The sequence below is a fragment of the Xanthomonas sp. NCPPB 3569 genome (assembly GCF_041475645.2).
Classification (GTDB): domain Bacteria; phylum Pseudomonadota; class Gammaproteobacteria; order Xanthomonadales; family Xanthomonadaceae; genus Xanthomonas; species Xanthomonas phaseoli.
Genome location: NZ_CM192969.1, coordinates 4,305,720 through 4,330,650, shown reverse-complemented (window position 1 = coordinate 4,330,650; position 24,931 = coordinate 4,305,720). Strand labels below are relative to the sequence as shown.

Genomic DNA, 24,931 nt, shown 5'->3' with positions numbered 1-24,931 from the left:
GGGGCGATGCAGAGAAGCCATGCGGCGCAGCTCGTATAACCAAAACGGACAACACAGTGTAGTGGCCTGCAGTGCAGGGTGCCGGTTCTCTCGTAGGCTCCGCCGCGGATCGTGGTGATGCGGACACGCTCGGTTCAGCGCCGGCGTTGATACCAGAAGCCGAGTGCGTCGCGGGTCTGCAGCATGCGCCGCCCGCGCAGCAGAAACCGCAACAGCAGACCCAGGTGCTCGCGCTTGGAAAAGCTGCGCAGCTTGCGGTCGGAGGTGTGCACGGTCTGGCGCAAGATCACAAAGCGTCCGCAGCGCGCCAGGGCGCGACTCAGTGCCACATCTTCGCCAGCGTAGTAACGGGTGTCGAAGCCCCCTGCGCTGACAAAGGCCACCCGCGTGCAAAACAGAAAGCATCCGGGCGCAATGCCGGAAACCCGGAAAAACCAGCCAAAAAATGCTTGCGCCACGCGCTCGGACCACACCCGCTTGCCCTGCAGATGCACCTGCGCACCGCCGCCTACCGCGCCGGCATCGAGCGCGGCCATTGCTGCGCCAACGACTTGCGGGTTGATGCGTGTGTCGGCATCCAGAAACAGCAGGCGCTCGCCTTGTGCGGCCTGAGCGCCGGCATTGCGCGTGGCGGCGATATGGCGCAACTGCACCTCCAGCACCTGCGCGCCATGGCTGCGCGCGATGGCGGCCGTGGCGTCCTCGCAGGCATCGGCCACCACGATCACTTCATAGTCCAGCTGCATGCCCTGCGCGCAGGCATGCAGGCACTGCAGCGTGTCACCGATCAGGGCAGCCTCGTCATGGGCGGGAATCACGAAGGACAGCATGGGGCACGATGTGTGTGGGCTGCCGCCAGTGTGCAAGAGGCAGCGGAGCGAGCGTGTGAGCAGGGGCGGCCGGCATCCGGTCCGTGCGATCGAACGAGCGCTGCGATCAATACACGCGTGTATTGATCGCGGTGTGACCGTGGGATGGCGGCAGTGGCACGCAACAAGCTCCACCGCAGTGCCGCAGCGCGGGCAATGCATCGCGCAGACCAGCAGCGCACAGCAAGGCGATTGCGCTCACCGCCATGCGGGCGCGGCCTTGCGTGGAATCGGCAGGTGCCGCAGTCGCACACGCCGGTTGCCAGTGCGCCGTCCGCACCCCCCTGGCAGCGCCCGTTGCGAGGTGGCCGCCCGGGGCCGGGCAGCACGGCTCAGCGGTTGACCGCGCCCATCATCGCTTCCGGGTAGCGCGTGCCTGCCGCCGCTTGCGGCGGGAAGATGGCATCGATGCGGGCCAGTTCGTCCGGCATCAGGGCCACATCCAGCGCAGCGATGTTTTCTTCCAGATAGGCCAACCGCTTGGTGCCCGGGATCGGAACCAGGTCCTGGCCCTGCGCCAGCACCCAGGCCAGCGCCAGTTGCCCGGGCGTGATGCCCTTGTCGGCAGCGATGGCCTTGACCTGCTCCACCAGCTGCAGGTTGCGGGTGAAGTTTTCGCCCTGGAAACGCGGCGAATGGCGGCGGTAATCGTCGGCGTCGAAATCGTCCGGCGACGAAAACGCACCGGTCAAAAAACCGCGCCCCAGCGGCGAGTACGGTACGAACCCGATGCCGAGTTCGCGCACCGCGGCGAACACGCCGTTGTCTTCCGGCTCGCGCGACCACAGCGAATATTCGGTCTGCACCGCCGTGATGGGGTGCACCGCATGCGCACGCCGAATGGTGGCTGCGGCCGCTTCCGATAAACCGAGAAAGCGCACCTTGCCCTGTTCGACCAGACGCGCCATCGCGCCCACGGTGTCTTCGATGGGCACGTTGGGGTCGACGCGGTGTTGGTAGTAGAGGTCGATATGCTCCACGCCCAGCCGACGCAGGCTGGCTTCGCACGCGGACTGCACGTACGCCGGGCTGCCATCGATGCCGCGCACCGACGGGTCGTTGGGGTCGAGCTTGATACCGAATTTGGTGGCCAGAAACACTTCATGCCGGCGCGAGGCAATCGCCTTGCCGACCAGCACTTCATTGGTGTGCGGGCCGTACATGTCGGCGGTGTCGAGCAGGCTGATGCCACGATCGAGCGCGCGGTGGATCACCGCGATCGAGGCGGCCTCGTCGCTGCGGTCGCCATAGAATGCGCTCATCCCCATGCAGCCTAGGCCCAGGGCCGAAACGGTGGGGCCGGAACGGCCAAGCGTGCGGGTTTGCATGGTGGGGGACTCCGTGCAGCAAAAGGTCGGGGAACAATGGCGTGAAAGGCGTTAGCGCGATGTGGCCCACGCGCTAACGCGCAGCCCGCGCAGATCGGCAAGCATGCTGCGATCTGCACGGGCTGGTGTGCGGTGCAATCAGCCCTTGAGCTTGGCGGCCACTTCGGCCACGCGCTTGCCGAACAGCTTGGCCGTTTCCAGGTCGCCGCTCCGCGGCGCTTCGTCCGGCGACGCGTCCGATGGCGAGATCGCCAGCGCACCGCCCCAGCCACCCGTCCAGTTCACGTCATGCGGCCCATGCGCCTTGGTGTTGGCTGGCGGCAGCCCGGTGCCCACCCAGATCTGGCCATGCTGCTGCGACAGGGTCCACAAATACTGGATGGTGGTGACCTTGTCGCCGTTCGCCGATGCCGAATTGGTGAAGCCGGCAGCGACCTTGTCCTTCCAGGCCTGCGCAAACCACGGCTTGGAGCTGGCATCGGCAAATTTCTTGAACTGCCAGGCCGGGCCGCCCATGTAAGTGGGGCTGCCGTAGATGATGGCGTCGGCGGCACTGATGGCGTCCCAGGCGTCGTCGGGCAGGTTGCCGTCCTGGTCGATACGGTACAGCGTGGCTTCGCCGACACTGGCTGCGCCCGCATGCACGGCTTCGGCCTGCTTGACGGTGTGGCCGTAGCCGCTGAAATACACAATGGCGATCTTGGTCATGGGCACTCCTGTTGAATGGGGAGCCGGATTGTGCGCACACCGGTCGCGACAGCAGAATGACCACGCACGGGACGAACTGTTGCCGCGGCCGGTTGCCGCAGCGGGTCAACCGTGATGCGCCTGCCGAAATTTTGCGCGTGCTTGCGCGTCCAGTTCCCCAATTCCCCGATCCCCGGCCGCAAGGGCACACGCGCCGGATCGGCGACAGGTCTCTTGGTGTCGCTGCTGGCTCAACCCTGTTCGGGCTCGGCCATGCATTCGATCAGGTAATCGATGAAGCTGCGCACCTTCGGTGCCAGGTGGCTGCGGCTGGTATAGACCGCAAAGATGCCGACTTCACCCAGTGCGTAGTCCGGAAGAATGCGCAGCAGACGCCCGGCGGACAGATGCGGCTCGGCCAGGAAATCCGGCTGCATCACGATGCCTTGCCCGGCCAGCGCGGCAGCGTTCAGCACATGCCCGTTGTTGGCGCGCAGGCCGCCATGCAGGCGCACGTCGATATCGCCTTCCGGGCCCTGAAAGCGCACTTCATCGCCGCTAGGCGAGTAGTGATAGAGCAGGCATTCGTGGCCGGCCAGATCGGAGGGATGTTGCGGCGTACCCGCACGCGCCAGATAGGCCGGCGATGCGCATGCCAGGAGGCGGACCGTGCCCAGCTTCCGGGCGATCAGCATCGGTGCCGGCTGGCGGGTGATGCGGATGGCGACGTCGAAGCCTTCTTCGACCATGTCGACCAGACGATCGGACAGCGACAGGTCCAGTTCCACCTGCGGGTAGCGTGCGCGAAAGCCCGGCAGCAAGGCGCCCAGGCGCTCGATCCCGTAGCTCACCGGCGCGTTCACTCGCAGCACGCCGGCCGGCTCCAGCGCTTGCGCGCCAATAGTGGCTTCCAGGTCGTCCAGATCGGCCAGCAGCTGCAGGCAGCGTTGGTAGTAGGCGCTACCGGCACTGGTCAGGCTGACCCGGCGGGTGGTGCGGTTGAGCAGGCGGGTGCCGAGCCGCTGTTCAAGCGCGGCGACCTGGCGGGTGACGCTGGCAGTGGAGCGGTCCATCGCATCGGCGGCAGCACTGAAGCCGCTGCGCTCGGCCACGGCTGCGAACACGCGCATCGCATCGAGGGTATCCATGACAATTCCGATTGTTACATCAAAAGAAATAATTTATCTGAAATAAAAGGATTTATCAGAATCTTTGGAAGGATAGCCTGTGGCGGTCCTCTACCGAATCCTTCCCATGACCAGCGCCTTCCCATCTCCACGTACTGCCGCCTATGGCACTGCCTTGCTGCGCATCAGCCTGGGCGGGCTGTTCCTGGTGCATGGTGTGACCAAGCTGATGGTCTTCACGCCCGCCGGCACCGTGGCGTATTTCCAGACGCTCGGCCTGCCCGCCGCGCTGGCGTACGTCAGCATGACGCTGGAACTCGGCCTTGGCGTGTGCTTGGTGCTAGGCACCTATGCGCGCTGGCTCGCGTTGCTGGGCGTGCCGCTGCTGCTGGGCACGATTGTCGCCGTGCATGGTGCCAATGGGTTCGGTTTCTCCAACCCGGGCGGCGGCTGGGAATACCCGGCGTTATGGACGGTGTTGCTGGTTGTCCAAGCATTGCTCGGCGACGGCGCGTTTGCGTTGAAGCCGTCGCGCTGATGCGGTTTTCATCGATCAAGGAGCTGTCCATGACCCGCCTGCCCTCCCTGTATATCTCGCATGGCTCGCCGATGACTGCGCTGCAGCCGGGGCAGGTCGGCGAGCGCCTGGCCGACCTGCGGCACGCGCTGCCGCGGCCGCGTGCCATCGTGGTGGCGAGCGCGCACTGGCTGGGCCGTCGCCCGCTGGTCAGCGGTGCGTTGCGGCCGCCGACCATTCACGACTTCGGCGGCTTCCCGGCGCCGTTGTATGCGCTGGACTATCCGGCGCCCGGCGAGCCGGCATTGGCGCAGCAGATCGTGCGCCGGCTGGAGCAGGCCGGCCTGCATCCGCACCTGGATCCGCAGCGCGGCTTCGATCACGGCGTCTGGGTGCCGCTGCGCCTGCTGTATCCAGACGCCGACATCCCGGTGGTGTCGTTGTCGATCCAGCCCGAGCTGGGGCCGGCGCACCAGTTCGCGGTGGGCCGTGCGTTGGCGCCATTGCGCGATGACGGTGTGTTGGTGATCGGCTCGGGCAGCATCACCCACAACCTGCATGACTTCCGCCACGGCTACAGCACCGAGCGGCAAGCGCCGTACGTGCGGCCCTTCATCGAATGGACCGAACGTAAGCTGCTGGACGACGACATCCCCGCGCTGCTGGACTACCGCCGCCAGGCGCCGCATGCCGCACGCGCGCATCCCAGCGACGAGCACTGGCTGCCGCTGTACGTGGCGATGGGTGCGGCCGGTGATGACCGGCTCGGTGCGCAGCGCATCGACGCCGGCATCGATGCGGGTTTCCTGGCCATGGACCTGTATCGCTTCGACGGCCCTGCAGCGGTGGCGGAGCCGGTTGCGGTATAGCGTCGAATGCGGACGTGGGCGCATCGGCAGGTGTGGACCACGTGCTGCGATGCCGAGTGGGGAGAGTGCAGTTGCATGGTCGGCAGGGGCGGGGCATCTGCGGTTGCGAGCGGCCGGAGCACGCCAATCCGCAGCGCTCTGAAGCATTCACGATCGGGTGCAGGCCAGTCTCATAGGCTGAGACGCCAACGCTGCATGCTGCCCGCGTGAAAATCCTCGACAAGCTCGCCGTCCTCGCCGACGCCGCCAAATACGATGCCTCCTGTGCTTCCAGTGGCGCCAACAAGCGCAACTCGCTGGGCACCGGCGGCATTGGCAGCACCGAGGGCATGGGCATCTGCCATTCGTACACCCCCGATGGCAGATGCGTGTCGCTGTTGAAGATCCTGCTGACCAATTTTTGCATCTTCGACTGCGCGTACTGCGTCAATCGCGTGTCCAGCAACGTGCGCCGTGCGCGCTTCACGCCGGAAGAAGTGGTCACGCTCACGCTGGACTTCTACAAGCGCAACTACATCGAAGGCCTGTTCCTGTCCAGCGGCATCATCCGCAATTCCGACTACACCATGGAGCAACTGGTGGAAGTGGCGCGGCAGTTGCGCGAGGTGCACCATTTCGCCGGCTATATCCATCTCAAGACCATCCCGGATGCGGCCCCGGAGTTGCTGGCAGCGGCCGGACGCTATGCCGATCGCTTGAGCATCAATGTGGAGTTGCCCACCGAGCAGGGCCTGACGCTGCTGGCGCCGGAAAAAAGCGTGGGCGGCATCCGCTCGGCGATGGGCGAGCTGCGCTGGCGCATCGAAGAAAACCAGCTCGAACGCAAGGCGGAAACGGTGCGCTGTGCCAAGCCGCCGCGCTTCGCACCGGCCGGGCAGAGCACGCAGATGATCGTTGGCGCCGACAATGCCAACGACCGCAGCATTCTGGACACCAGCCACAACCTCTACGGCAATTACCGCATGCGCCGGGTGTACTACTCGGCCTTTAGCCCGATCCCGGATGCCTCGTCCAAGCTGCCGTTGCAGGCACCGCCCCTGCAGCGCGAGCACCGGCTGTACCAGGCCGACTGGTTGCTGCGTTTCTACGAGTTCAGCGTGGACGAAATTGCGCCGGCGCAATCCAGCGGCATGCTCGATCTGGACGTGGACCCCAAGCTGGCCTGGGCATTGCGCAACCCGGAGCGGTTTCCGGTGGATCTGAATGCGGCACCGCGCGAAATGCTGCTGCGCGTCCCGGGCCTGGGCACGCGTAACGTGGAGCGTCTGTTGTTGTCGCGGCGGCATGCGCGCTTGCGGGTTGGGGATCTGGCCCGTTTGCGGGTGCCAATGAAGAAGTTGCTGCCGTTTGTGAGTGTGCTGGATCATCATCCGCGTCAGCGCCTGGACGATCCGGTCAGGTTGCGTGCGCAATTGGCGCCCGCACCACGGCAGGCGAGTCTGTTTGACTGAGGTGTGGGCAGGATGAGCGTGCGATGTTGCGCGTGATGCTTGCTGCGGTTGAAGGGAGTGGGTGCTGAGCACAGGGCACAACAAGCGCAGGGCACAACAAGTGCAAGGCTTTCGCACCTTCGGCGCGAGTGACCTTGTCTTGGCAAAAGTCACCAACACCGTCGTCGCCGACGCGATCCGGTGCGATACAGTCGCACCGGTTCCCTGCGCTCTTCGCCACGCGCGGCACGGCGCCCAAACTCGCTTCGCTCAGACAAGGTGCCTCTTCGGCCGTGCATGACTGCGGTGTTCGGCTCGCTTTGAGGCGACAGGGTGAAGCAGGAGCAACAGCAACAGTGGCAAATTTTGCCAGCTGCAGCTGCCGCAAGCAGGGCGGGGCGGTAAAAGCACCCATCGAAACAGCAGCAGTAATACCTCCAGTAGGATCGATAGCAGTCGTAAGACGGTAGTGACGGTGGTGGTGTTCGTCTTTGTGGGAGTGTGGTGGAGCGATGTTCAGCGCCGAGGTGGAACCTGCGTGGAGTTTTGAGGCATGGCGTGCATTGGCGCGGGCAGGCTGGTGCGCGCAGGTGGAGCCGGACGATGTGGCCTGGAATGGCGGGGCGCAGGGCGGGTTGTTGATGGGGCAGGGCCTGTTGGCGTTGCCGGCCGTGGTGCCGCCGCCACGGGTCTCTGCAGAGTTCATGCAGCTGGCGGCCTCGGTGCTGTGTCACCGCGACTCGCAACGGCATGCCGTGTTGTATCGCCTGCTGTGGCGCGTTGCCTCCGGCGAAAAAGCCTTGCTGGAACGCGCCACCGATGTGGATGTGCACCGGCTACGGCAATGGCAAAAAGCGGTGCAGCGCGATACGCACAAGATGAAGGCCTTCGTGCGCTTTCGCCGTCTGCCCGGGGAAGAAGAAGACTTCGTGTCCTGGTTCGAGCCCGAGCACTGGATCGTGGATCGCGTAGCGCCGTTTTTTGCGCGCCGGTTTGCCGGCATGCGCTGGGCCATCCTGACCCCGTACCGCAGCGTGCGTTGGGATGGGCAGGCCTTGACCTTTGGCGACGGTGCGGTGCGCACCCAGGTGCCCGCCGACGATGCCCAGGAGACGCTCTGGCGCACGTATTACGCGCATATCTTCAATCCGGCGCGGCTCAACCCGACCATGATGCGGCAGGAAATGCCGCAGAAGTACTGGAAGAACCTGCCCGAAGCCACGCTGTTGCCGGAGCTGATCCGCGACGCCGGCGTGCGCGTGCGCGAGATGGCCGAGCGCGCGCCCGAGCCGGTACGGCGACGGGTGCCGGCGGCGCCTGCGCCAGTGCCGGAAGTGGCAACCCAGAGCCTGGCGCAGTTACGCACTGCTGCACGCGATTGCCGGCGTTGCGAACTGTGGCAGCCGGCAACGCAAACGGTGTTCGGCGAAGGACCCGACGATGCGTCGGTGATGGTCATCGGCGAGCAGCCTGGCGATGAAGAGGACTTGAGCGGTCGTCCGTTTGTCGGGCCCGCCGGGCGCCTGTTCAACATGGCGTTGGGCGAGCTGGGTGTGGACCGCGAAAAGTTCTACGTCACCAATGCGGTCAAGCATTTCCGTTTCGAGCAACGCGGCAAACGGCGTCTGCATCGCAATCCCGAGCGCACCCATGTGCAGGCCTGCAGCGGATGGCTGCAGGCCGAACGGGCGCAATTGCGTCCGGCGCAGATCGTCTGCCTGGGCGCGACTGCGGCGCAAGCGGTGTTGGGAAGTCGCTTCCGATTGATGCGCGAGCGCGGGCAGTGGCAGCGCCTGGACGACGGCACGCCGGTGTTGGCCACGGTGCATCCGTCCTGGGTATTGCGCCAGCCATCGACGGATGCGCGCGAAGAAGGGTATCGCGGATTTGTCGAAGATCTCCGTCGGTTGCTGGATCCACCGCCGCCGTCCAGCGATCACTCGCGCTAGAGAACGCGCGTGCCGCAGGGGCAAAAAAATACGCGTGCAAGGGCACGCGTACGGTGTCGGAGAATCAGGACACCAAGCGGAGCCACCGGCACGCCGGTCGCTCCATCACCGCCGCTTCGCGGTTCGATGGCGGTCGCTGGAAGCTGGCGCGCGCGCCGCACAGCATGTTGAACCAAGCCCTGCCGTCGGTAGGAGGTTCGCAGATCCACTGCCCTCCACCGTCGATCGGTGGCTTGGAGTTGCTGATCCACTAGCGACAAACAGAATCCACAGGGCAGCCGTCATGCGGTGCCTCTGCTTGCCCGATACCGCACTAGCCGAGGCATCTTGTGTGTCGATGTCGCGCAAGTCTGCGCTTGCTAAACGGTCGCCTCATCGACGGAAACTTCTTCAAGACAGCGCGTCTGAGGCCATGACGTTGCATGAAAGCGCTGCGCCATCGGCAGAACGACCGCATTCCGCCGATGGCAGCATGTGTGCGTCAGCAACGACGCGTCACGGCGCGACTGCAGGCCATTACGGCATCAGCACCTTGTCCACCACGTGGATCACGCCATTGCTCTGCATGACGTCGGCGATGGTGACGTTGGCGGTATTGCCCTTGACGTCGGTGATGGTGACCTTTTTGCCGTTGAGCTTTGCGGTCAGCGGCTCGCCTTGCACGGTGGTCAGCGTGGCGCTGCCGCCGCCGGCCTTGATCTTGGCGATCAGCGAGGCGGCATCCACCTTGCCCGGCACCACGTGATAGGTCAGCACCTTGGTCAGCGTCGCCTTGGATTCGGGCTTCAGCAAGGTATCGACGGTGCCGGCCGGCAGTGCCGAGAAGGCCGCGTTGGTCGGTGCGAACACGGTGAACGGGCCCGGGCCCTTCAGCGTGTCGACCAGGCCGGCGGCTTTGACGGCAGCGACCAGCGTGGTGTGGTCCTTGGAGTTGACCGCGTTGTCGACAATGTCCTTGGTCGCCAGCATCGGCGCGCCGCCAACGGTCGGATTGGACGCCGCATAGGCGGGGGCCAAGGCGCTGCTCAGGGCAATGGCGGTGGCAACGGCAAGCGACTGGAATGAAGTCTTCATGAGGCATCGATCCTTTTGGGTTAGCGATCGCCTGGATGGCAACCGTAGCGTCAATACGCGCCTGCGAAACGACCGGATGCATCACGCTGTTTTGACATTCATCACCGCGTTTGGCGTGGTGAGGGTGGCGTCATAGGTGACGGGTGCACGACTGGCCACGAACGACGCATACGACACCGGTCGTGGCATCCGGCATCCGGCATGCGCTGGTGCATCACCCGTGGACACAGCGATGGCGCGTGGCGTTCAAGCGAACAGCAGGGCGATGCGCAACGCCCATCCATGCCCTCGGCTCGATCGGATCCGGTGACCATGCACCCTCCGGCCGACGCAGACAGCCTGTGTCCAAAACGCTGGGCGTGGTTGCGGAGCCACCTGTGCGTTGTCGCAGCGTTTCGTCATCGATCGGGCCGCAGCAGCTCTCATTGCGCCGATGCGCTATCGGTTTGCCGCAGGACGCGCGGCTGAAGCGCGTCACTGCGCCTGTCTCCATTCGCCAGCGTATCGGACGCCGGGCAATTGAACCGAACCGCAACAGTCGTATCGCATCGCCTCACTTGCCAAGGTGCGAGGCAATGCAGTGGTTTTCATCACCGGGTGCAACACGGTATGGTCCGGTAGGTACGTTGTTGTGCGTCGCAATATGCGATGCCGCACGTGCGGCCGTTCTTTCATTCCGGGTTCTTCATGCATTCGATCGATGTCGTCCTCGCCATGTTGCTGGCGGTCGCGGCCAGCGGTTACCTGATCCGCATCCTGCCGTTTTCGCTGCCGTTGCCGTTGGTGCAGATCGCGCTGGGCGCGGTGGTCTCCGGCGTGTTCGATGCGGGGCACGAGCTGGAACCGGAGCTGTTCTTCCTGTTGTTCCTGCCGCCACTGCTGTTTCTGGATGGCTGGCGCATTCCCAAACAAGGCCTGTTCCGCGACAAGGCGGCCATTCTGGAACTGGCGCTGGGGCTGGTCATCTTCACCGTGATTGGTGCCGGCTTCTTCATTCATTGGCTGATACCGGCGATGCCGCTGGCGGTGGCATTCGCGCTGGCGGCGATCATTTCGCCGACCGACCCGGTGGCGGTGTCCTCGATCGCTTCCAAGGTGCCGATCCCCAAGCGCCTGATGCACATCCTGGAAGGCGAGTCGCTGCTCAACGACGCCTCGGGCCTGGTGTGTTTCCAGTTCGCGGTGGCGGCGGTGCTGACCGGCACCTTCTCGGTGGCGGCCGCTTCGCTGACCTTCCTGTGGGTGGCGCTGGCCGGCCTGGCCCTGGGCGTGGCGACGACCTTCGGGTTGAGCCGCATCCAGGCATGGATCTGGCGGCATTTCGGCGAGGAGCCCGGTTCGGCGATCCTGGTCAACCTGCTCACCCCATTTGCCGCGTATCTGCTGGCCGAAGCATTCCACGCCTCCGGCATCCTGGCCGCAGTGGCTGCCGGCATCACCATGAGCTACGTGGAAATGGCCGGCAATGCGCCGGGCAATATGCGCCTGCAGCGTTCGGCGGTGTGGGACACGGTGCAGTTCACCTTCAACGGCATCATCTTCGTGCTGCTGGGCGAGCAGTTGCCGGGCATCCTGGACGGTGCGGTGCGCAGCGTGCAGGAGGCCGGGCACCTCAATCCGTGGTGGCTGGCGGTGTATGTGGCCACCATCAGTCTCAGCCTGATGGCCTTACGTTTTGTGTGGGTGTTCCTGTCGTTGCGCTGGAACATCTTCAAGGCGCAGCGGCGTGGCGAAGCGCATGTCAGCCCGCCGTGGCGCATCGTGGTGGCGGTGTCGCTGGCCGGCGTGCGCGGTGCGATCACCCTGGCCGGCGTGCTCACGCTGCCGTTGATGCTCGAAGACGGCTCGCCCTTTCCGGCCCGGCAGTTGGCGATCTTCCTGGCGGCCTCGGTCATCCTGGTGTCGTTGCTGGTGGCCAGCGTGGCCTTGCCGCGACTGTTGCGCGGGCTGGAGCTGCCCGAAGAAGAAGACGAGCAGCTCAAGGAAGACCTGGCCGTCAAAGCCGCTTCGCAGGCGGCGCTGGATGCAGTGGAAAAGCTGCGCCAGCGGCTGGTGGAAGACAGCAAGCATGCCGAGCGCTACAACGCGGCGGCCAACCAGGTGAGCCAGCGCTATCAGCGCAAGCTCGGCGCGGTGGACATGGCCGAGACCGATCCGGAAGAGGCGGTGGCCTACGAAAAGGCGCTGCGCCAGTTTCGCCATGCAGCCCTGGTGGCCGAGCGCAATGAGCTGTTCAAGCTGGCGCGACGGCGCGAGATTTCCGACGACCTGTCGCGACGGCTGGTGCGCAATCTGGATCTGATCGAGTCGCGCAAGCGCGCTTGAGCGCGCTTAGGCGCGGGGATTCGGGATTCGGGAATCGGGAATCGTAGAAGCAAAAGCCTGGGCGATGACAGCGGCTGTCGTAGGAGCGCGCCTGGGCGCGACCGGGCTGTCTCGATACGCGTCCAGGGGCGGCCGGCTCGGGAATCGGAACTCTTAGCGGCCGGGGCTATGACCACGGCTGCGGTAGCGGCTGATCCAGGCGCGAGAGGTGTTCTATGGGTAGCCCCGTTGCGCCAAGGTGCGCTGCGATGACACCGCGCCGCTAGGATGCAAGCAGCGCGGCCCTTGAGCGGACGCTATGCGCAAGCTGCGGGTCTTGTCCGTTAGCAGCAGGCAGCAGGCAAACCAATGGGTCGGGAGACACCATCCCACCAGACCCCCTCCCATCGTCACGGCACGCGGCCTACCCTGTGGCGCTCATCGTTGCCGTGCACAGCCCATGACGCCCATCGTTTCCATCCAGGGATTGAGCAAGACCTACGCCGGCGGTTTCCAGGCACTCAAGCAGGTGGATCTGCAGATCCAGCGCGGGGAGATCTTCGCGCTGCTCGGCCCCAACGGCGCCGGCAAGACCACCTTGATCAGCATCATCTGCGGCTTGATCAACCCCAGCACCGGCACCGTGCTGGCCGATGGCCACGACATCGTGCGCGACTACCGTGCCGCGCGCGCCAGCATCGGCCTGGTGCCGCAGGAGCTGGCCACCGATGCGTTCGAAACGGTGTGGGCCACGGTGCGTTTCAGCCGCGGCCTGTTCGGCAAGCCGGCCAATCCGCAGTACCTGGAAACCATCCTGCGCGAGCTGTCGCTGTGGGAGAAGCGCAACAACAAGATTTCCACGCTCTCCGGCGGCATGAAGCGGCGTGTGCTGATCGCCAAGGCGCTCGCCCACGAGCCGCGCATCCTGTTCCTGGACGAGCCCACGGCCGGTGTGGACGTGGAGCTGCGCCACGACATGTGGCAGATGGTGCGTCGCCTGCGCGAGCAGGGCACCACCATCATCCTGACCACCCATTACATCGAAGAGGCCGAAGACATGGCCGACCGCGTCGGTGTCATCAATCGCGGCGAGCTGGTGCTGGTGGAAGACAAGCATACCCTGATGCGCAAGCTCGGCAAGAAGCAGCTGACACTGAGCCTGCAATCGCCGTTGCAGGCATTGCCTGCCACGCTGGCGGACCTGCCGCTGGAACTGTCGGCCGATGGCAACAGCCTGATCTACACCTTCGACACCCAGGCCGAGCAGACCGGCATCGGTGCGCTGCTGCGCCGGCTCAACGAGCACGGCATCGACTTCAAGGACCTGCATTCCAGCGAGAGTTCGCTGGAAGAAATCTTCGTCAACCTGGTGCATGGCGCACGTCAGCAGGAGGTGCGCGCATGAACCTGCATGCGATTGCGGCGATCTACCGTTTCGAGATGGCGCGCGCCTTCCGCACGCTGACCCAGTCGATCGCCTCGCCGGTGTTGTCGACCTCGCTGTACTTCGTGGTGTTCGGCGCGGCGATCGGTTCGCGCATGGGCGATATCGACGGCATCAGCTACGGCGCCTTCATCATTCCCGGCCTGGTGATGTTGTCGCTGCTCAACGAAAGCATTTCCAACGCCTCGTTCGGCATCTACATGCCGCGCTGGGCCGGCACCATCTACGAGGTGCTGTCCGCGCCGGTGGCGTGGTGGGAAATCGTGATCGGCTACGTGGGCGCGGCGGCGACCAAGTCGGTGATGCTGGGGCTATTGATCCTGCTCACCGCGCGGCTGTTCGTGCCGTACGAGATCGCCCACCCGGTGTGGATGCTGGGCTTTCTGGTGCTCACCGCGCTGACCTTCAGCTTGTTCGGTTTCATCATCGGCATCTGGGCCGATGGCTTCGAAAAACTGCAGGTGATTCCGCTGATGGTGGTGACGCCGCTGACCTTCCTGGGCGGCAGTTTCTATTCGATCAACATGCTGCCGCCGTTGTGGCAGAAGGTCACGCTGTTCAACCCGGTGGTGTACCTGATCAGCGGCTTCCGCTGGAGTTTCTACGGCAAGGCCGACGTGCACATCGCGGTGAGCACCGGCATGACGTTCCTGTTCCTGCTGGTGTGCCTGGGCGTGGTGGCGGCGATCTTCCGCAGCGGTTATCGGCTCAAGGCGTGAGTGGGGAGCGTGTGCGGTGTCCTCACTGCTTGCTGGCTGTCTGATCGAAAGCCATGCGCACCGACCAACGTGACTGGTCCTTGCCCGCTCACCGTCGCGGGATCGTGAGCGGCATGGATGCCGCGCCAGAGCTTACAAGGCCGTACTTGCAGCGTGTCCTGCGATGGTGGGCTGAAGCAAAGGCGCAGCGTCGAGTGCGCGGTGCCCTCACCGCTTGCGGGACACGCCGTTAACCCGTCCATGGGGGCTCGATGGCGGCATCCATGCCGCCAACGGTCCCGCAATCGGCGAGGACACCGCGCCAGACAGTTGGCTGGCTGTTTTATTGAAGCTCTGCGCAACGAGCAACGTGACAGGCCTTGCCCGCTCACCGTTGCGGGACCTTGAGTGGCACGGATGCCGCGCCAGAGCTCACAACGACATACCTGCAGCGTGTCCGGCAATGGTGGGCGGGCAAGGCCCCTGCAGCAAGCTCGTCGCTCAGCAGCTCTGCCATGGGACAGCGTAAAGTCGTCTGGTCAGCCGCTCTTACTCGGCAGCAGGCTTGGCGTCGTGCTTGGTGTCCAGGAAGTAGGCCACCACTTCGCCCTTGATCTTCATCGTCATCGGGTTGCCACGACGGTCGCGCGCCTTGCCGACCTGCACCTTGATCCAGCCTTCGCTGACCGAGTATTCCTCCACGTTGTCGCGTTCGATGCCGTTGAAGCGCACGCCGACGCCGCGGTTGAGGGCATCGGCGTTATGGAACGGGCTGCGTGCGTCGATGGCCAGGTGATCGGGAGGGGTATCGCTCATGGGAAAGGCGTCATGGCGGCCGGGATAGCCGTCTTCGGCCGCACAGGATACGGGCCTGCGCCGGGAAGACCAGCCCCGGCGACGCAGCGACGTGCGCGCATCGGTTTGCTTGCGCGCCGTCAGGCCTCACACTTCCGACCCTGCACTCCAGCAAACGAGACCGCAATGCCTGACAACAGTGCCGACTACGAAGACGACGAAGGCCTGCAGCCCGAGGGCGACGAAGACGATGTGGATGACCATCCGGCGCGGGTGTGGAACCTGCTGGTGCTGATCAACCCCGGCGACGAAGACACCGCGCTGGCCCAATTCGACGCCTGGCGCGAAACGCAGGCCGGCACCGATGGCGACGAAGGCGACGACGCCTGGCTGTGGGCGCTGAAGGACGTGATCGACTGGCGCTCGGGCTTCTATGTCGACTGGAAGGACACCGATTCGTTCATCGCCGCCATCGACGAACTCAGTGCGCGCTGGAACCTGCGCATCGATTGGGGCGGCGACCTGGACGACGAAGATTTCGCCGGCAACCTGGAGGTCCCCGACTTGATGGCGGTGGCGTTCGATCGCCTGCGCGAGCACGGCTACTCGCTGTGGAACTGGAACACCGGCGGCGACGCCTACGCCGGCTGGGTCGCCCTCAGTCGCGACGACGACGCCATGCTGGCGCTGACCTCGCTGCTGGGGGTGGAAGTGCGGCTGGGCAACGAGGCGTTCTGAGGTGGGAATCGGGAGTGGGGAATCGGGAATCGGGAATCGCAAGAGCGGGTCCCGAGCCATTTGCTGTATGAGGGTGGCTTTTTGTGTGCAATGCGCCGTCACTGCAACTGACGCAGTTTTTTGCCGCAGCTGCATCGCATTGGTTTGAAAGACGGAACGTGAAACGAAAGGGGCTGCTACACCAAGACGTTCTTGCGTAAAAGCGCTTTGTATCGGGCTTTCTCGAGCATACCGCAGCGCATGCAAGTGCCCTTGACGAGCGCGCAGCCCACGACGACCCCGCTCTTACGATTCCCGATTCCCGATTCCCGATTCACGCCACCTCGCCCCGCGCCTGCGCCCGCGCATTGGCGATCAAGGCCTTGAGCAGGGCGCGGTCGGTGTGGCGGGAGATGGGGATGGCGCCCAGGGCAATGGCCTCAAGGCGGAGCGGTGCAGGCACGTCGTAGTGCGCACCGCTGAGTTTGTTCTGGAAGGCGCGGCGGGGAATGCCCAGCCGCGCCGCCATGGCATGCAGCTCGTCCAGCGTATCGCCGAGCAGGTGCGCCCAACGCTGATCGCGCCACAGGTGCACCGCATCGTCGACGTAGACGGCCATCGGCCGGGTCAGGCCTTCTTGGACTTCTTCGGCTTCTTGCCGGCGCTGTCGCCGCTTGCCTCGTCTGTCGCTTCCTCGGCAGTGTCGGAAGCCTCGTCGCTGGTATATGCAGCACTGTCGGTGGCGCTGCCAGTGTCGCCGTCAGCCGCAGCGTCGCCGGCATCGGCCCCGGTGCCGGTGCCGGCGTCCGATGCCGCGTCTTCCGCGTCGCCGTCTTCGTCGGCATCGGCGTTCTGGAACTCGGCCACCAGCTTGGTCAGGTATTCCTCGGCGGTTTGGCCTTCGTCGGCGGCCAGGTCGTCGATCATCTGCTGCAGCTGGGTCGAATATTCCAGCGAGATGGTCTTGCCTTCGGCTTCCTGCAGGTTGGCCAGGTGCTTGAGCATGGCCAGCATCGGGACCGGGTTGTCGGCGCTGCCCATGGTCTGGCCGCCGATCGACAGCATCCACTCGCTGCCACCCTGCAGGCCGATCGCGGCCACCACGCGCCCTTCGGCGTCCTGCAGCACGGCATGATTGATGACCTGGGGCGCCTGGCCCAGACGGACGAAGGGGCGCTTGGGCTGCTGCTTCTTGCGCTTGTCGCGCTTGGCCTTGGAATTGCGGGACACGGTATTCTCGACGCTGGGAATGGCCGGCCATTCTAGAGCGTGCGCCGCACGATGCGATGCGTGGCGGAGTTGGCCCGTGGATGCGACCGGGCCGCCGGAGCCGCATCGTCTTGGCAGGCACCGACCTCAGAGCCGCCACCAGGACGCCCCAAGCCCGAACCGCCGCAGGCCATCGCCCGGTGTCGATTGCCTGGCGAATCCGGAAAATCCCGGCCAGCGCCACCAAGCCTGCCGGCCTGGGTTACCGCTTCTCCACCGCCGCCTCAGCGGCCTTGGCGAGCGCGGTGGCAGAGGCCACCTGCGCGCTGGACGAGATGCGTGGCCCTGCCGGACGCGCAGCAGCAGTGCCTGCCGATGCCAGGGCCGGAGCCGGGGGCGCAGCCGCGGCAGCGGCGACTGGCGGGGCCGCGTCTGGCTTTGCGCCTTCGACAGGCGTCCCCACGGTGGCGGTGCCGGTGGCCGCGGCGCCGCTCAGGTCCGGCACCTGGGTGTCGGCATCGTGCAGCGATTTGCCCAACGCCACGCCTTGTCCGGCGCCGGCCAGGGCTGCGTTTTCGGCGTCCTGGGTCATCACCACGATACTGATGCGGCGGTTGATCGGGTTCTGCGGATCGGTCTTGTCGAACAGCACCGACGAGGACAGCCCTACCACACGCGTCACCTTGGCATCGGACATGCCCCCGGCCACCAGGGCGCGGCGCGCGGCATTGGCGCGGTCGGCGCTGAGTTCCCAGTTGGTGTAGCCGGCATCACTGCTGTAGGCGGTGGTGTCGGTATGACCGGTGATGCTGATGTGGTTGGGCACCTGGTTGATGAAGCTGGACAGCTCGCGCAGGATCGCCACCGTATACGGCTTGAGCTGGTCGCGGCCGATGTCGAACATCGGGCGGTTCTGCTTGTCCACGATCTGGATCCGCAGACCATCGGGCGTGAGGTCCAGCAGCAACTGGTCCTTGAACGGCTCCAGCGCCTGGCTCTTGTCGATGGCCTCCTTCAGGTCCTGCATCAGCGCTTCCAGGCGCCGCTTGTCCTTGGCACGGCTGTCCACGTCGGTGTCGGCCGCGTTGTCGCGCTTGCGGCCCATTTCGTCCTTCTGCCCCTTGGCCATGTCGGCGGTACCGCCGAGCTTGATCATCGAGGTGCTGGCGCCGCCGGGGCCGTTCATGCCGGGCGAGGGCGCCGGCGACTTGCCGGACAGCGGGCTGGGGTTGCGAAAGTATTCGGAGATCGCCGCGCGCTGTTCCTTGGTGGTGGCCGCCATCAGCCACAGCACCAGGAAGAACGCCATCATCGCGGTCACGAAGTCGGCAAACGCCACCTTCCAGGCGCCGCCATGGTGGCCGCCGCCCTGTACCTTCTTGACCCGTCGGATGATGACGGTGGATTTGGCCTCGGCCATGACCGCGGCCCTACTTGATCGTCTTCAGGTGCGTTTCGAAATCGCCGAAGCTCGGACGCACATTGGAGGGCAGGGTCTTGCGCGCGAACTCCAGCGCAATCTTCGGGTTGTAGCCACGCAGGCACGCCAGCAGCGCGGTCTTGACCGCTTCGTAGATGCGTCCGTCCTGCTCGGCACGCGCTTCCATCGCCGCCGACAACGGCGAGACGAAGCCGTAGGCCAGCAGGATGCCGAGAAAGGTACCCACCAGCGCGGCGCCGACGTGGTGGCCGATCTCTTCGATCGGCCCGCCGATCGAGCCCATGGTGATCACGATGCCGAGCACCGCGGCCACGATGCCGAAGCCGGGCAGGCCGTCGGAGACCTTGCTCAGCGCATGCGATGGCGCCAGGGCTTCGTGATGGTGTTTTTCCAGTTCCAGTTCGAGCAGCGGTTCCAGCTCGTGCGGCTCGATGTTGCTGCCGATCATCAGGCGCAGGCAGTCGGTGATGAAGTCCAGCAGGTGATGGTCGGCCACCACCTTGGGATAGTTGCCGAAGATGGTGCTGTCCTGCGGCTTTTCGACGTGGTCTTCCAGCGCCATGAAGCCGTCGCGGCGGGCCTTGTTCAACAGTTCGTAGATCAGGCTCAGGGTGTCCTTGTAGTCGTCGGACTTGTATTGCGGGCCCTTGAACACGCCCATGATGCCGCTGAGGGTTTCCTTGACGATCTTGCCCGGCGTGCTGACCAGGAACGCGCCCAAGGCCGCGCCACCGATGATCATCAGCTCGTACGGCTGCCACAACGCGCCCAGCTTTCCGTGCGACAGCACGTAGCCGCCGAGGACGCTGACGATGACGACGATGAAGCCAACGATGATGAGCATGGCGCAGCCGGAAGCAAACTGGGGTTGCTAGTGGTTTCGGCTTGCGCGGCCGATTCTTGAAGCGCACGGCGCGAAGACGTGCGCTGTAGCTGAATGTCTAGCCGATTGTAATGGCGGTCTCATGCACGCATCTGATGGCCTCGCCGCCTGCCAGCGACAGTGTCGCTTCGCCGGCGTGTTCCCAGAATTGGTTGCCCTGCGCATCGGCAAAGCGCGCCCCGGATGCCGCCTGGGCACTGAGCAGCACCAGCCTGCGGCCTTCGAGAGTCAGCTGCAGGGCATCGGTGGCCGCGTCGAAACGTGTCGCGACCATGCGCGGGCCGCAGCGCCAGGCCACCGTCTGCGCGGCAAGCGTGGGGTCGGCCGCCGCCGCTGGAGGGGGTGTCCTGGCCGGACGCGGCAGCGGGCCGGTCACGCTGGCATCGGTGCCAGTGCCAGTGCCAGTGCCGGTGGCGAGCGGGCGCGCGTCGGGTCGGAGGCCGGCTGGCTGCGCTTGTGCGGGCTTGGCCGTCTGCGTTGACGAGGGAGGGCTACCTGCGCTGCAGCCGGCGAGTGCGGCCGCCAGCAGGCCGGTGAGCATCAGGGATGAGGACGTGTGCATCTGCGTACTCCTGCCTGGTTCGGATGGCCGCCGTGTCTGCGGCGGGCTGGACCTGGGGTGCCAGTCCTGGCGCCGCCCGAGCGCTTGCATCGGGCGCGTCGGGGCCGGGAAGGCCTGCCTACGACTAAACACGCGACCGCTTTACGGCTGGGACGTCGCCTGCATGTGGCCGCTCGTGTGCAGATCAAGCCTTGGCTGAGGTTCTCGCGCCGGCAAGCGATCTGAACATCGGCATGCCGGCGCGAACCGCTTGCACCCGGTGCCTGTCATGACGTGCAAGAACGCAGGCAGGCGTTGTCGACTACCTCCCAGGCACCGCAGCGGCAGTGGCCCAGACGCGGCGCCATCAGGCCGCTTGCGCTTCGGCGCCTTGGCGCTGCAGCGGATTCGGCAGCGCCTGGCCGTTTTCGGTGAAGCCCAGCGAGACCGAGTTCAGGCAGTGGCGCTCGCCGGTGGGCGGCGGGCCGTCCGGGAACACATGGCCCAGGTGGCTGTCGCAGCGCGCGCAGACGATTTCGGTGCGGATCATGCCGTAGCTGGTGTCGCGGATCTCGCGCACATGGGCCGGGGCGTAGGGCGCAAAGAAGCTCGGCCAGCCGGTGCCGGATTCGAATTTGGCGCTGGAACGGAACAACGGCAGGCCGCACAGCCGGCAGGTGTAGACGCCGTCCAGCTTGTTGTCCAGAAACACCCCGCAGAACGGCGCTTCGGTGCCATGGTGCAGCAGCACGCGCTGTTCCTCGCCGCTGAGCCCGGCGATCAGGGCATCGCGTTGGGCGGGGGAGGGAGGGGTCAGATCGAACTGGCTCATGGGGCTCTCGCATGCGCTCGCCAGCGGGGTGCCGGCGCCTGCTTCCGTGATGTGGGCAGTGTCGGGGTGGTTCAACCGCTAAGACGCAGCCAATGGCCCGCCACTGCGGCGGAGGGTCGGCCTTTCTTCGCACTGCAACCACCTTGCAAAAGCGTTCATCCCCCGGCCGGTCGCATGCATTGCCGCAGCGCCACCTCGCCCCAATCACTGCATGACCCTCGAACATGCAAGGTGCCTGTCATGGCGATCCACGCATCAAGCCGCCGCGTTCTGCTGTGCGTCCTACTGACGATGACCGGCGCGGTGGCGGCGCAGTCGGCCACCACCACGCGCTCATCCACGAGCTTGCAGCCCATCACCACGCCAACGCCCGTCCAGCCCACGGTGACGCCGCCGCGCGCGCTGCAGCCGGCGCCTGCCGCCGCACCCGTGCCCTCGCAACTGGGGCAACGCCCGGTCGCGCCGAGCATCCCCACGCATGGGCCGGCACAAACGCCGGTCGCGCCTGCCGGCAGCCAGGTGGCGCCGACCAAGCCGATGGTCTACGACCGCAATGGCCGCCTGCTGCAGGGCATGCAGCCGGCCGGCGCCAACCGGGTGCTGGATACCAAGACCGGCCGCTACTACGACGCTGTACCGGCGGGCGATGGCATGCGCGTGGTGCGCTGACAGCAGCGGCGCGATCTGCTGGCGCCAACCGCCAATCCCCAATCCCCAATCCCCAATCCCCAATCCCCAATCCCCAATCCCCAATCCCCAATCCCCAATCCCCAATCCCCAATCCCCAATCCCCAATCCCCAATCCCCAATCCCCAATCCCCAATCCCCAATCCCCAATCCCCAATCCCCAATCCCCAATCCCCAATCCCCAATCCCCAATCCCCAATCCCCAATCCCCAATCCCCAATCCCCAATCCCAAATCCCAAATCCCAAATCCCAAATCCCAAATCCCAAATCCCAAATCCCAAATCCCAAATCCCAAATCCCAAATCCCAAATCCCCGCTCAATCGGCGATCGGCAAGGCTAGCGTCTCCTTGACCTCTTCCATCACGATGTAGCTCTTGGATTCGCGCACATGCGGCATGGTCAGCAGGGTGCTGCCGAGCAACTTGCGGTAGGACGCCATCTCGCTGATGCGCGCCTTGAGCAGGTAGTCGAAATCGCCGGAGACCAGATGGCATTCCAGCACGTTGGGCAGCTTCAACGCGGCGCGGCGGAATTCTTCGAAGATGTCGCCGGACTTGTAGGCCAGGCTGATCTCCACGAACACCAGCAGGCTGGCCTTGAGGTAGTGCGGGTCCAGCCGCGCGTAGTAGCCGGTGATGGCGCCGTCGCGCTCCAGCCGGCGCACGCGCTCGGTGCAGGGCGTGGTCGACAGGCCTACCCGTTCGCCCAGTTCGGTGAATGAAATCCGCCCCTCCTGCTGCAGGATGCGCAGGATCTTGCGGTCGATCTTGTCCAGCTCGCGGGCGCGGGTGCTCATGGGGTTTGCCTCGGCAGGGTTTGACAGGAAGTTTCACTGCAAAGCCGTGCCGATTCCAGAAATGGCACTGCCTGGCTCGCAATATACTGCGTCTAACTATCCCCCTCGGCGCGTGGTTGTGGGGGAATGCCCTTTTCAGGAGAACGACATGCGTGTGCTCATTCTCGGTAGCGGCGTCATCGGCGTGACCAGTGCGTGGTACCTGGCGCAGGCCGGTTGCGAGGTGACCGTGGTCGACCGCCAGCCGGCGGCGGCGCTGGAGACCAGCTACGCCAACGCCGGCCAGCTGTCGTTCGGCTACACCTCCCCCTGGGCCGCGCCCGGCGTGCCCGGCAAGGCGGTCAAGTGGCTGTTCGAGCAGCACGCGCCGCTGTCGATCCGCCCCACCCGCGACCTGCGCCAGCTGGCGTGGCTGAGCCAGATGCTGCGCAACTGCACCGCCGAGCGCTATGCGGTGAACAAGGCGCGCATGGTGCGCATGTCCGACTACAGCCGCGATTGCCTCAACGCCTTGCGCGCCGAGACCGGCATCGAATTCGAAGGCCGCCAGCTTGGCACCACGCAGTTGTTCCGCACCCAGCAGCAGCTCGATGCGGCCGCGCAGGACATCGAGGTGCTGGCCCAGTACGGCGTGCCGTACGAGCTGCTGAGCCCGGCGCAGATTGCGCAGTTCGAACCCGGCCTGGCCGGCGGTGGCGCACAGATGGCCGGCGCGCTGCGCCTGCCCGAAGACCAGACTGGCGACTGCCGCCTGTTTACCCAGCGGCTGGCCGAACTGGCCGTGCAGGCAGGTGTCAGCTTCCGCTACGGGCAGCAGATCGAGCGGCTGGAGCATGCCGGCGGCCAGGTCAGCGGCGTGCAGATCGATGGCCGCATGGAAACTGCCGACCGCTACGTGCTGGCGCTGGGCAGCTATTCGGCCGATTTGCTGCTCTCGCTCGGCCTGCATCTGCCGGTGTACCCGCTCAAGGGCTATTCGTTGACCATCCCGATCGTCGATGCGCAGCGCGCGCCGACCTCCACCGTGCTGGACGAGAGCTACAAGATCGCGCTGACCCGCTTCGACGACCGTATCCGCGTCGGCGGCATGGCCGAGGTGGCCGGCTTCGATCTGTCGCTGAATCCGCGTCGTCGCGCCACCCTGGAAATGGTCGTCAACGATCTGTTCCCCGGCGGCGGCGATCTGGCCCAGGCCGAGTTCTGGACCGGCCTGCGCCCGGCCACCCCGGATGGCACCCCGGTGGTGGGCGCCACCCCGTACGCCAACCTGTTCCTCAATACCGGGCATGGCACGCTGGGCTGGACCATGGCCTGCGGTTCGGGGCGCTACCTGGCCGACCTCATGCAGGGCCGCACGCCCGAGATCGATACCGAAGGCCTGGATGTGTTCCGCTACCTGTCGCCGCGCAGCGCGCGCCCGCAGCGGGAGGCCGCGTAGTGCGTCCTGCGCAAGCGTCGATCGATCTGGAGGCATTGCGCCACAACTACCGCCTGGCCAAGCGCCTCGGCGGCAGCAAGGCGCTGGCGGTGGTTAAGGCCGACGCGTACGGGCACGGTGCGGTGCGCTGCGCGCAGGCGCTGGAGCCGGAAGCCGACGGCTTCGCAGTGGCCTGCATCGAAGAGGCGCTGGAACTGCGCCAGGCCGGCATCCGCGCGCCGATCCTGTTGCTGGAAGGGTTTTTCGAACACGACGAGCTGCGCCTGATCGCCGAGCACGATCTGTGGACGGTGGCGGCCACGCCGCAGCAGGTGCGCGCGCTGGCCGAGTTCCAGAGCCCGCGGCCGTTGCGCGTGTGGTTGAAGATGGACAGCGGCATGCATCGGCTGGGCCTGTCGCCGGAGGACTTCCGCGCCGCCTGGCTGCGCCTGCGCGGACTGCCGCAGATCGCCTCGCTGGTGCTGATGACCCACTTGGCACGTGCCGACGAGCTGGACTGCAGTCGCACCGACGAGCAAGCGGTGGCCTTCGCGCTCACCGCTGGCGGCATGCGTGCGGAAACCAGCATTCGCAATTCGCCCGGCCTGCTCGGCTGGCCAGCGCTGCGCAACGACTGGTCGCGTCCCGGGTTGATGCTGTATGGCGCCAATCCCTTTCCGCAGCACACCGAGCACACCGCGCAACTGCGTCCGGTCATGACGCTGCGCTCGCGCATCATTTCGGTCCGCGATCTGCCGGCCGGCGAGCCGGTGGGCTACGGCGCCCGCTTCGTTGCGCAGCGGCCGACGCGCGTGGGCGTGGTGGCGATGGGCTATGCCGACGGCTACCCGCAATTCGCGCCCAACGGCACCCCGGTCTTGGTGGACGGGCAGATCTGCCCGTTGATCGGTCGCGTTTCGATGGACATGCTCACCGTGGACCTCACCGACCACCCGCAGGCCGACATCGGCACGCCTGTGCAGCTATGGGGCGATGCGCCGCAGGTCAGCGCGCTGGCGGCGCAATGCAACGTCAGCGCGTATCAGTTGCTGTGCGGGCTCAAGCGGGTGCCGCGGATCTATGTGGGTGAGGCGGCAGTGGGCAAGATTTCAGCATAGCGGCATCTCTTCTCCCATCGCGGGAAGGTGGCGCGTAGTGCCGGATGAGGGGCGAGCAAAGCTGCGTGCAGTTTGAATGCCACGTGTGCTGCGCCCCCGTACCCTCATCCCAATCCCTCTCCCACAGGGGGGAGAGACTTTAGCGGCGGCTCACAACCTTCGCGCCATACCCTCGCCCCAACCGCTTTCTCCCGACC

Annotated in this window: 24 protein-coding genes and 1 pseudogene; 11 read left to right on the top strand and 14 right to left on the bottom strand. The window is 65.7% G+C overall.

The window, feature by feature from the left end; all coding sequences use genetic code 11:
- Positions 1-134: 134 nt before the first annotated feature.
- The 5 genes and pseudogenes from ACCQ03_RS18610 to ACCQ03_RS18590 all read right to left on the bottom strand — a co-directional run bounded on the left by ACCQ03_RS18610 (position 135) and on the right by ACCQ03_RS18590 (position 4,032).
- Positions 135-830, bottom strand: a complete 696-nt coding sequence (locus ACCQ03_RS18610) for a glycosyltransferase (protein WP_057679980.1) — start codon at positions 828-830, stop codon at positions 135-137.
- Positions 831-956: 126 nt separating this feature from the next.
- A pseudogene (locus ACCQ03_RS18605) lies at positions 957-1,195 on the bottom strand (hypothetical protein); the annotation flags it as partial.
- Between the two features lie 6 nt (positions 1,196-1,201).
- The gene (locus ACCQ03_RS18600; protein WP_005926742.1) at positions 1,202-2,197 is read right to left on the bottom strand and encodes an aldo/keto reductase; all 996 of its coding nucleotides are present in this window, start codon (positions 2,195-2,197) and stop codon (positions 1,202-1,204) included.
- Positions 2,198-2,335: 138 nt separating this feature from the next.
- On the bottom strand, positions 2,336-2,905 hold the full coding sequence (locus ACCQ03_RS18595) for a flavodoxin family protein (protein ID WP_057679979.1): 570 nt from the start codon (positions 2,903-2,905) through the stop codon (positions 2,336-2,338).
- A 230-nt stretch (positions 2,906-3,135) separates the two neighbouring features.
- Positions 3,136-4,032: a LysR family transcriptional regulator gene (locus tag ACCQ03_RS18590; RefSeq protein WP_209227108.1), complete on the bottom strand. Its 897-nt coding sequence runs from the start codon at positions 4,030-4,032 to the stop codon at positions 3,136-3,138.
- A 106-nt stretch (positions 4,033-4,138) separates the two neighbouring features.
- Here ACCQ03_RS18590 and ACCQ03_RS18585 point away from each other — a divergent pair, with 106 nt between their 5' ends.
- The 4 genes from ACCQ03_RS18585 (at position 4,139) to ACCQ03_RS18570 (ending at position 8,776) form a co-directional block, all read left to right on the top strand.
- Entirely contained in the window at positions 4,139-4,549 is a 411-nt protein-coding gene (locus ACCQ03_RS18585) for a DoxX family protein (protein ID WP_057679977.1), read from the top strand.
- A gap of 29 nt (positions 4,550-4,578) precedes the next feature.
- Positions 4,579-5,397, top strand: a complete 819-nt coding sequence (locus tag ACCQ03_RS18580; RefSeq protein ID WP_057679982.1) for a dioxygenase family protein — start codon at positions 4,579-4,581, stop codon at positions 5,395-5,397.
- Positions 5,398-5,603: 206 nt separating this feature from the next.
- Positions 5,604-6,848, top strand: coding sequence for a putative DNA modification/repair radical SAM protein (locus ACCQ03_RS18575; RefSeq protein ID WP_209227110.1), 1,245 nt, complete (start codon positions 5,604-5,606; stop codon positions 6,846-6,848).
- A 491-nt stretch (positions 6,849-7,339) separates the two neighbouring features.
- Positions 7,340-8,776, top strand: coding sequence for a UdgX family uracil-DNA binding protein (locus ACCQ03_RS18570; protein WP_209227114.1), 1,437 nt, complete (start codon positions 7,340-7,342; stop codon positions 8,774-8,776).
- Positions 8,777-9,292: 516 nt separating this feature from the next.
- On the opposite strand, the gene ACCQ03_RS18565 is transcribed toward ACCQ03_RS18570, so the two are convergent.
- Entirely contained in the window at positions 9,293-9,850 is a 558-nt protein-coding gene (locus tag ACCQ03_RS18565) for a fasciclin domain-containing protein (RefSeq protein WP_017157435.1), read from the bottom strand.
- 648 nt (positions 9,851-10,498) lie between these two features.
- Between ACCQ03_RS18565 and ACCQ03_RS18560 the strand changes: the two genes are divergently transcribed.
- The 3 genes from ACCQ03_RS18560 to ACCQ03_RS18550 all read left to right on the top strand — a co-directional run bounded on the left by ACCQ03_RS18560 (position 10,499) and on the right by ACCQ03_RS18550 (position 14,317).
- Positions 10,499-12,175: a Na+/H+ antiporter gene (locus ACCQ03_RS18560; RefSeq protein WP_017157436.1), complete on the top strand. Its 1,677-nt coding sequence runs from the start codon at positions 10,499-10,501 to the stop codon at positions 12,173-12,175.
- A gap of 439 nt (positions 12,176-12,614) precedes the next feature.
- Entirely contained in the window at positions 12,615-13,559 is a 945-nt protein-coding gene (locus tag ACCQ03_RS18555) for an ABC transporter ATP-binding protein (protein ID WP_150146987.1), read from the top strand.
- Positions 13,556-14,317: an ABC transporter permease gene (locus tag ACCQ03_RS18550; RefSeq protein WP_011348694.1), complete on the top strand. Its 762-nt coding sequence runs from the start codon at positions 13,556-13,558 to the stop codon at positions 14,315-14,317. Before ACCQ03_RS18555 ends, ACCQ03_RS18550 begins: the two co-directional genes overlap by 4 nt.
- Positions 14,318-14,845: 528 nt before the next feature.
- Here the strand turns inward: ACCQ03_RS18550 and ACCQ03_RS18545 are convergent.
- On the bottom strand, positions 14,846-15,112 hold the full coding sequence (locus ACCQ03_RS18545) for a DUF3297 family protein (RefSeq protein ID WP_057679309.1): 267 nt from the start codon (positions 15,110-15,112) through the stop codon (positions 14,846-14,848).
- Between the two features lie 165 nt (positions 15,113-15,277).
- Here ACCQ03_RS18545 and ACCQ03_RS18540 point away from each other — a divergent pair, with 165 nt between their 5' ends.
- The gene (locus ACCQ03_RS18540; RefSeq protein ID WP_057679308.1) at positions 15,278-15,829 is read left to right on the top strand and encodes a DUF6630 family protein; all 552 of its coding nucleotides are present in this window, start codon (positions 15,278-15,280) and stop codon (positions 15,827-15,829) included.
- A 313-nt stretch (positions 15,830-16,142) separates the two neighbouring features.
- On the opposite strand, the gene ACCQ03_RS18535 is transcribed toward ACCQ03_RS18540, so the two are convergent.
- From ACCQ03_RS18535 to msrB, 6 genes are all read right to left on the bottom strand, one after another.
- On the bottom strand, positions 16,143-16,427 hold the full coding sequence (locus ACCQ03_RS18535) for a DUF4031 domain-containing protein (RefSeq protein ID WP_057679307.1): 285 nt from the start codon (positions 16,425-16,427) through the stop codon (positions 16,143-16,145).
- Positions 16,428-16,435: 8 nt separating this feature from the next.
- Positions 16,436-17,038, bottom strand: a complete 603-nt coding sequence (locus ACCQ03_RS18530) for a hypothetical protein (RefSeq protein ID WP_150146984.1) — start codon at positions 17,036-17,038, stop codon at positions 16,436-16,438.
- Positions 17,039-17,279: 241 nt separating this feature from the next.
- On the bottom strand, positions 17,280-18,437 hold the full coding sequence (motB, locus tag ACCQ03_RS18525; protein ID WP_057679305.1) for a flagellar motor protein MotB: 1,158 nt from the start codon (positions 18,435-18,437) through the stop codon (positions 17,280-17,282).
- A 10-nt stretch (positions 18,438-18,447) separates the two neighbouring features.
- On the bottom strand, positions 18,448-19,302 hold the full coding sequence (gene motA / locus ACCQ03_RS18520; RefSeq protein ID WP_003489127.1) for a flagellar motor stator protein MotA: 855 nt from the start codon (positions 19,300-19,302) through the stop codon (positions 18,448-18,450).
- Positions 19,303-19,399: 97 nt separating this feature from the next.
- A complete protein-coding gene (locus tag ACCQ03_RS18515) occupies positions 19,400-19,903 on the bottom strand; it encodes an MliC family protein (protein WP_209227119.1) in 504 nt (167 codons plus the stop codon).
- 346 nt (positions 19,904-20,249) lie between these two features.
- Positions 20,250-20,714: a peptide-methionine (R)-S-oxide reductase MsrB gene (msrB, locus tag ACCQ03_RS18510; protein ID WP_057686955.1), complete on the bottom strand. Its 465-nt coding sequence runs from the start codon at positions 20,712-20,714 to the stop codon at positions 20,250-20,252.
- Between the two features lie 240 nt (positions 20,715-20,954).
- Between msrB and ACCQ03_RS18505 the strand changes: the two genes are divergently transcribed.
- On the top strand, positions 20,955-21,383 hold the full coding sequence (locus ACCQ03_RS18505) for a hypothetical protein (RefSeq protein WP_017157446.1): 429 nt from the start codon (positions 20,955-20,957) through the stop codon (positions 21,381-21,383).
- Positions 21,384-21,719: 336 nt separating this feature from the next.
- On the opposite strand, the gene ACCQ03_RS18500 is transcribed toward ACCQ03_RS18505, so the two are convergent.
- Positions 21,720-22,199, bottom strand: a complete 480-nt coding sequence (locus ACCQ03_RS18500) for an Lrp/AsnC ligand binding domain-containing protein (protein ID WP_007963043.1) — start codon at positions 22,197-22,199, stop codon at positions 21,720-21,722.
- A gap of 148 nt (positions 22,200-22,347) precedes the next feature.
- On the opposite strand from ACCQ03_RS18500, the gene ACCQ03_RS18495 reads away from it, so the two are divergent.
- Both ACCQ03_RS18495 and alr read left to right on the top strand, forming a co-directional pair.
- On the top strand, positions 22,348-23,637 hold the full coding sequence (locus ACCQ03_RS18495) for a D-amino acid dehydrogenase (protein WP_209227626.1): 1,290 nt from the start codon (positions 22,348-22,350) through the stop codon (positions 23,635-23,637).
- Positions 23,637-24,734 (top strand): alanine racemase, encoded by a 1,098-nt coding sequence (gene alr, locus ACCQ03_RS18490; RefSeq protein WP_150146976.1) that lies wholly within the window; start codon positions 23,637-23,639, stop codon positions 24,732-24,734. The genes ACCQ03_RS18495 and alr overlap by 1 nt, the downstream gene beginning before the upstream one ends.
- Positions 24,735-24,931: the final 197 nt, after the last annotated feature.